General features: G+C 64.6%; 5 protein-coding genes and 1 pseudogene. 1 reads left to right on the top strand and 5 read right to left on the bottom strand.

Annotated elements, in window-relative coordinates; all coding sequences use genetic code 11:
- Positions 1 to 301 precede the first annotated feature (301 nt).
- The 4 genes and pseudogenes from LDO29_RS03780 to surE form a co-directional block, all read right to left on the bottom strand.
- Positions 302 to 1,249: pseudogene (locus LDO29_RS03780) on the bottom strand (sigma-70 family RNA polymerase sigma factor); the annotation flags it as partial.
- A gap of 6 nt (positions 1,250 to 1,255) precedes the next feature.
- Entirely contained in the window at positions 1,256 to 2,116 is an 861-nt protein-coding gene (locus LDO29_RS03775) for a peptidoglycan DD-metalloendopeptidase family protein (protein WP_224078431.1), read from the bottom strand.
- A gap of 8 nt (positions 2,117 to 2,124) precedes the next feature.
- Entirely contained in the window at positions 2,125 to 3,018 is an 894-nt protein-coding gene (locus tag LDO29_RS03770) for a protein-L-isoaspartate(D-aspartate) O-methyltransferase (RefSeq protein WP_224078430.1), read from the bottom strand.
- Positions 3,019 to 3,046: 28 nt separating this feature from the next.
- Positions 3,047 to 3,799, bottom strand: a complete 753-nt coding sequence (gene surE, locus LDO29_RS03765) for a 5'/3'-nucleotidase SurE (protein ID WP_224078429.1) — start codon at positions 3,797 to 3,799, stop codon at positions 3,047 to 3,049.
- A gap of 207 nt (positions 3,800 to 4,006) precedes the next feature.
- Between surE and LDO29_RS03760 the strand changes: the two genes are divergently transcribed.
- Entirely contained in the window at positions 4,007 to 4,981 is a 975-nt protein-coding gene (locus LDO29_RS03760) for an NADPH:quinone oxidoreductase family protein (protein ID WP_224078428.1), read from the top strand.
- Between the two features lie 173 nt (positions 4,982 to 5,154).
- On the opposite strand, the gene LDO29_RS03755 is transcribed toward LDO29_RS03760, so the two are convergent.
- Positions 5,155 to 6,213 (bottom strand): porin, encoded by a 1,059-nt coding sequence (locus tag LDO29_RS03755; protein ID WP_224078427.1) that lies wholly within the window; start codon positions 6,211 to 6,213, stop codon positions 5,155 to 5,157.
- Positions 6,214 to 6,549: the final 336 nt, after the last annotated feature.

Genomic DNA, 6,549 nt, shown 5'->3' with positions numbered 1-6,549 from the left:
CCACCGCCAGACCTCGATCCCGATGACGATCCCGACCCTCCCTTCTGACTTCACGGGGGCCGCAAGGCCCCCGTTTGCATCTCAGCACCGTTCCCCGCTTCAGGCCGCCTGCCCCATCATCACCAGCGCCGCTGACATACCTACCGGCGTCGCTTCACCCCCGCATTCCTGCAGCTTACCGACCACTTCATCTCGCGCTCTGCGCGGTCATGTTCATTCCCATCGCAGCGCGAGACAAACGCTGTCGTTCCACCTCGATTAGCCCGGGACGTCGGCCCTCAAATAGCGCGGGACGTAACAGGTGCGCGACCTCCTGGTCCGGCGCGGCGTTGTGCTCGTCGGAAAGGAAGTCCAGCAGGCTGGAGCCCGGGTCCAGGTCAAACGGCGTATCGAGCGAGGTGGTATGTTCGTTAAGCGCCAGCACGTCCTGCACCTCGTCAGGCGTCTTGCCCAGCAGGTGGGCAATGTCCTCGAGGCTGGCGTCGCGGCCGTCGGTGCCGCCTTTTTCAAGGTGCCGCTTGGCGCGCAGCACCTGGTTGAGTTCACGGATCACGTGGACCGGCAAGCGTACCGTGCGCGCCTGGTTCATGATGGCGCGCTCGATGCTCTGGCGGATCCACCAGGTCGCGTAAGTGGAAAAACGGAAGCCGCGCGACGGATCGAATTTCTCGATCGCGTGCATCAACCCCAGGTTGCCCTCCTCGATCAGGTCGAGCAACGGCACGCCGCGGTTGAGGTAGCCCTTGGCGATGCTCACGACCAGCCGCAGGTTACGCTCGATCATGACCTGCCGCGCGGAGAAATCGCCGTCCTTGGCCAGCGTCGAGAAATGCAGTTCCTCAGGCGCGGAAAGCAGCGGCTTGATGCTGATGCGGTTCAGGTAGTGCTGCACCGTATCAGCCGCCAACTCCGTATGCAGGACGGTGCGGAAGTCATCGTGTTCGGCCGCGCCGGACTCGGTGCCGTTCTCGCCGTCACTGTCCTCGTCCTCTTCCGCCTCGTCCTCGTCGTCATCGTTCAGATGACGATCGTTGTCGTCGCTGAGCAGGTCGGCCTCGCGCAGGCCAACCGTTGCAGTGGTCGCGATCGGCTCATCGGTAACGGGAATCAGTTCCGCACCGACGTCCTTGTCGAACGCGTCCAGATCAGCCTGATCATCGGCTCGTGCCACACCAGCCTTCACTTCCGGCTGCTTGGGACGGCGAGCCCTGCTGACGATTCCGGAGGAGACAGTTTTCTGGCGTGGCATGAACCCTCACTGTGGTGGCAGATACCGCATCGGATCAACCGGTTTTCCGTTCTTGCGAACTTCGAAGTGAAGCCTTACCCGGTCGGTATCACTATTGCCCATCTCCGCTATCTTCTGCCCTTTTCGGACGGTCGATTGCTCTGCCACCAGCACCTTGTCGTTGTAGCCGTAGGCAGTAAGAAATGTCTCATTGTGTTTGATGATGACAAGATTCCCGTAGCCGCGCAAGGGGCCAACGTGAATCACCCGACCATCGTCGGCAGCAAGCACGGCATCGCCTTTCTTGCCCGCAATATCGATCCCTTTATTGCCCTTGTCATCAAATTTGCTGACCAATTGGCCGGTTGCCGGCCATGCCAGTTTCATGGCCCCGTCGGCAACCGGCGCGGACGTGCCGGCGGACGCTGCGGCACCTGCCGCGGGCGCGCCAGCGGCTGCCGGAGGCGGCACCGGCGTGCCTGCCGGTCGCGCCTGGTCGAGCGGCTGCCCCTGGATCGAACCCGGCGCCACCGGCATGGTGGTCACACCCTGGCCGGCATTGACGTCGGCACCCGGCGGGACGACGCGCAACAACTGGCCCACCTCGATCTGGTTGGCGTTGCTGATATTGTTCCAGGCCGCGACATCACGATATGACTGGCCGTTCTCCAGTGCGATACGGTAAAGGGTATCGCCTCGCTTGACCCGATAGTATCCGGCGGGCGCCGGCTCCAGCGGTGCCGCAGGAGTGCCCGCGGTGGAGGTGCGGTCCACCACGGGTGCCGGCATCGGCGAGTTGGCGCAGGCAGCCAGCAGCGCCGCCAGCGTGGAAGCCGCCACAAGCTGGCCAGCGCGTGCGAAATGATGCGAATTCACGATCTTGTGCATAGTTCGACTCAGATGGTGCCCGATTTTAAGGGCACAAAGAAAACGGCTTCAAGCGCGGTTCGGTGAAAGCGATGCCGATTGAGCCGCTCGATCAGCAGGAGCTGCTGCGTGACCGTCTGGCCCGGCGCGCCGGCTGGCGGCATCAGTGCGACTGGCGCGATCAGCCGGCCGCCGACGGCAAGCTGCTCGAGCAGGGCTTGCGGCACGTCCATGCCGGCGGCAGCAAGGATGATGGCCGAGAACGGCGCCGCCTGCGGCAGGCCGAGCATGCCATCGCCATAATGCAGCCTCAGGTTTGGCACGCGCAGCGGCCGCAGGTTCGCCTTCGCCTGCTCATGCAGCGGACGAATGCGCTCGATGGAAAAGACCTCACGCGCGACCAGGCTCAGCACCGCGGCCTGGTAGCCGCAGCCCGTGCCGATCTCGAGCACGCGCTCCAGCGGCGCGTCCGCCGGCAGGCCTTCACGCAAGAGTTCGATCATGCGTGCGACCACGGACGGCTTCGAGATCGTTTGTTGATGGCCGATGGGCAGCGCAGCATCCTCATAGGCCTGCGATGCCAGCCCCGGCTCGACAAACAGATGGCGCGGCACGGTGCCGATGGCGGACAACACACGTTCGTCGCGAATGCCCGCGGCCCGCAGCCGCGCAGCCAGCGCGCCCCGCGCGCGGTCCGACGCCATGCCGCCCCCGCCCGCCGTCGCGGCCGAAGCGCGCGCCTCCACGGCGCTGGCTGCTGGCGTGGGCACGGATGGCTGCTGGTCGCGGACCTTGGCCGGCGCCCTCGCCGGGCGCGGCGCGCCAACAGCCGGCATGCCGGCGGTACGCGCCGGCGCCGGCTTGCGCTGCACTACCGCATCCAGCGGCAGGGGGAATTTGCTGCGAGGGGGCGTCGGGCTCATCGGCGGCGAGGCACTGCGGCGGGAATGGCTAGTTCAGCCACTGGGCAAGCGCCTCGAGCTGGCCGCGATGTGTCAGGTCGAGCTGCAGCGGCGTCAGCGAAACATAGCCTTCTGCCGTCGCGTGGAAATCCGTGCCTTCGCTGGCATCGCGCGCATCCCCCGCTGCGCCGATCCAGTAATTGAGATCGCCGCGCGGGTTGACCTGCGAGATCACCGGCTGCGACGGATGCCGCTTGCCGAGCCGCGTGGCACGATAGCCCTTGATGTGTTCGAAAGGCAGGTTCGGGATATTGACATTGAGCAGGAACGGCTCGGTGGGCGGCGTGGCAATGGCACGCTCGACAATGGCACGCGCCACGCGCGCGGCGGCGTCGAGGTGTTCCCAGCCCTTGTGCACCTGCGAGAACGCAATGGAAGGAATGCCCAGCAGGTAGCCTTCGATGGCGGCCGCGACAGTACCGGAGTACAGCACGTCCTCGCCCATGTTCTGCCCCTGGTTGATGCCGGACACCACCAGGTCGGGCTTCTCGTCGAGCAGGCCGGTCAGCGCGATATGCACGCAATCGGTCGGCGTGCCGTTGACGAAGCGGAAACCCTTCTGCACGCCTTCTCTCGCCTCGTAGATCGAAAGGGGCCGCTGCAAGGTCAGCGAGTTCGAAGCCCCGCTGTGGTTCTGCTCGGGCGCGATCACCGTAATGCGCGCCAGCGGAGCGAGCGCAGCGTGCAAGACGGCCAGTCCCGGCGCGAGATAACCGTCGTCATTGGCTAGAAGGATGTGCATCCCGCGATTGTACCTGACGAAGCCTGCGCAAGCGGCCTCTCCAGGCACGGCAAAACCCGCTTGCCGCATGTCTCCCGCAGCCACGCAAACGGGTCAAACCGCAGAACAGAACGATCGTGCTATTTGCGTTACACTTGGTCTTGCCAACTGGCCGCGCGCGGCAGCCACGCGGCAAGCTTATCGCCCATACATATCACCGGAGACAAGATGAAAGCCGTTCTGTGCAAGGCCTGGGGGCCGCCCGATTCCCTGACCGTCGAAACCCTGCCGGATCCGGTGCCGGATCAGGGCGAAGTGGTCATCGAGGTGAAGGCCGCCGGCGTGAATTTCCCGGATGTGCTCATCATCCAGAACAAATACCAGGCCAAGCCGGAACTGCCGTTCACGCCAGGTTCCGAACTAGCGGGCATCGTCACCGCGGTCGGCGCGGGCGTCACCCATGTCAAGCCGGGCGACAAGGTGATTGCCTACCTTGGCAATGGCGCCTTCGCCTCGCACGTAAAGGCTCCGGCCAACAAGGTCGTGCCCATGCCGCCTGGCATCGATTTCGAAACTGCGGCAGCGTTCACCCTCACCTACGGCACCTCGCACCATGCCGTGATAGACCGCGGCGAACTCAAGGCCGGCCAGACCATGCTGGTACTGGGCGCTGCTGGCGGCGTCGGCCTTGCTGCGATCGAGATCGGCAAGGCCATCGGCGCGCGCGTCATTGCGGCGGCGTCCACCGATGAAAAGCTCGCGGTCTGCAAGGAGCATGGCGCCGACGCGCTGATCAACTACAGCACCGAAGACCTGCGCGAACGCATCAAGGCGCTGACTGACGGCAACGGCCCGGACGTCATCTACGATCCGGTAGGCGGCATCTATGCCGAACCGGCCTTCCGCTCCATCGCGTGGCGGGGCCGCTATCTGGTGGTGGGTTTCGCCAACGGCGAGATCCCCAAGATCCCGCTCAACCTGGCGCTGCTCAAGGGCGCGTCGCTGGTAGGCGTGTTCTGGGGGGATTTCGTGCGGCACGAACCGCGTGCCAACCAGGCCAATATGGCGCAGATGCTGGGTTGGATAAAGGAAGGCAAGCTGCGCCCGCACATCTCCGCGCGCTACTCGCTGGAACAGGCTCCGCAAGCGCTCAAGGACATGGAAGCGCGCAAGGTGACCGGCAAGGTCGTGATCGTTCCCTGAAGCAGGAACAGTCGAAAAAAATAAGGACGCAGAGCGTGCGGCAACGCCCTGCGCCCCTGTTGGGGCAATCCGCCCCAAGCTGTCTTCCACCTGAATGCACACCCCTACTGGCAGCGGAAGACAGTTCCCAAATCAGCAATCAGGCGATTGCTGCATCGACATGAACCGACGCGTCAGAAGCGATGCTGCAGGCCGGCGATCACGCCGGTCTGGCTGTTGGCATACCCGACGAAGTCGCGCGACAGGCTGACGTTCTGGCCGTTGCGGGCCTTGGCGTAACCAGCGGACAGATAAGCCAGCGTGCGCTTCGAGAACGAATACTGGGCGCGCACCGAGAACAGGATCGGATCGGCGTCGTTGCCGCCCTTGATGTTCTGCTTGTAGACCGCGCCATACAGCGTGAACGCCGGCGTGAATTCATAGCTCGCGCCGCCCCAGTACATGTCGCTGCGATCCGAGGCCGCGCCGGTGGTCAGCGTGCGCTTGTAGTTGCGGTAGCCGGCAAACAGCGACAGGTTGCCGAAGTCATAGCTGGCGCCGGCGTGGATGCCCTGGATGTAGTCGGTGGCGTCGGCCGGCGTGGTGCTGCTGCCTGCGCCGTTCTGGCGGTCCCACGTTGCTGCCGCGGCGAACTTCCCGGCGTTGTAGCCCACACCAAGGGCGTACTTGGACGAGGTCTTGAAATCGCCCGCCACCTCGCCCATCGCTGCCGTCGCCCCCAGTTTCAGCCCGCCGAACTTGCCGTCGTAGCGGATGGCGTTCGATGCGCGCGAGAACAGGCCGTCCTTGCGGCCGCCCGTTGCCGTCGAGGACGTTGCCCACGAATAGTTCGGCGCGTAGCCCATCGGGTCGAACGGCAGCATGAAGTCATAGGTCGTGGTGAAGGTGCGGCCCAGCACCACCTGGCCATAGCTGCTGCTCAAACCCACCGTGGCGCGGCGATCGAACAGCGTGCCGTCCGTGTCCAGCTTGCCCGTGTCGATGGCGATGCCGCTTTCCAGGTTGAAGAGCGCCTTCAGTCCCCCGCCCAGGTCCTCGACGCCGCGCATGCCCCAGCGCGACGTATTCCTGCCGCCCGAAGTCAGCTTGACCACGGAGCCATCCGGCCCGGCATGGTTGACATACTCGACCCCTGCATCAACCAGGCCGTACATGGTCACGCTCGACTGTGCGAAGACCGAACCGGTGCCCGTCAGACCGATGCAGGCCAGTGCCAGTGCCGTACGTTTCATACCTTTTCTCCTTGCTTTGCTTGTTGTGGTAATACCAGTCGCTTGTGCCGGAGGATCTTGTCCGCCGCCGATGCCGGCGGCGAATCGCGGTGAAAGCACGGCCGCCCCGCGTCGGCCGCAGCGCCAGCACAACTGTCTGCCGGCACGTCCACCACAAATGTCCCCTGGTCGTTATGGCGTTCCATCCGGCAAGCGGTGGAACGCTGGAATGGCGGCATCGTATGGGAGCGGCACTTTCAGTTCGCTTTCGGGCGAAGGCGCTTTGGCGCGTCATGCACAAACCCGGGGTTGGGAGTTTCCCTAGCTACAAAGAACGCGCACTTCGCTGTATCTGTC

It is taken from the genome of Cupriavidus laharis, assembly GCF_914271435.1.
GTDB classification, from domain to species: Bacteria; Pseudomonadota; Gammaproteobacteria; order Burkholderiales; family Burkholderiaceae; genus Cupriavidus; species Cupriavidus laharis.
This window is presented reverse-complemented; position numbering and strand designations above follow the sequence as displayed.